Source organism: Bordetella trematum (assembly GCF_900078335.1).
In the GTDB taxonomy this organism is placed as follows: domain Bacteria; phylum Pseudomonadota; class Gammaproteobacteria; order Burkholderiales; family Burkholderiaceae_B; genus Bordetella; species Bordetella trematum.
Map to the genome: position 1 here is coordinate 1 of NZ_FKBR01000039.1, position 282 is coordinate 282.

At 53.9% G+C, this 282-nt stretch carries 1 protein-coding gene; it reads right to left on the reverse strand.

Features of this window, described 5'->3' with window-relative positions:
* Window positions 1-282: hypothetical protein (locus tag A7V84_RS21525; protein WP_204246502.1), on the reverse strand; the 282-nt coding region annotated here is incomplete at both ends.

Genomic DNA, 282 nt, shown 5'->3' on the forward strand with positions numbered 1-282 from the left:
GGATAGCACGCCAGGGGAAGTGAGGTCGAAGGCGCGAGTCTTCGGAAGCAAGTCGGCGGGGCAGCGAGGTTTTGAAAATAAATCGAAACCGAGTTGACAAACCCAAAAAACTTCTTCATAATCTCGTTTCTCTGCTGCTGACGACGCAGCGCCAAACGGTCCGACGGCAACGTCACCGCCCGGCGCAGGGTTGAAAGCAAGGCAGGCCAGATTTTAGCAGTACCGCTCTTTAACAACTCAACAACCGATAAGTGTGGGCACTTGATGTGAGTGCGCACCGAT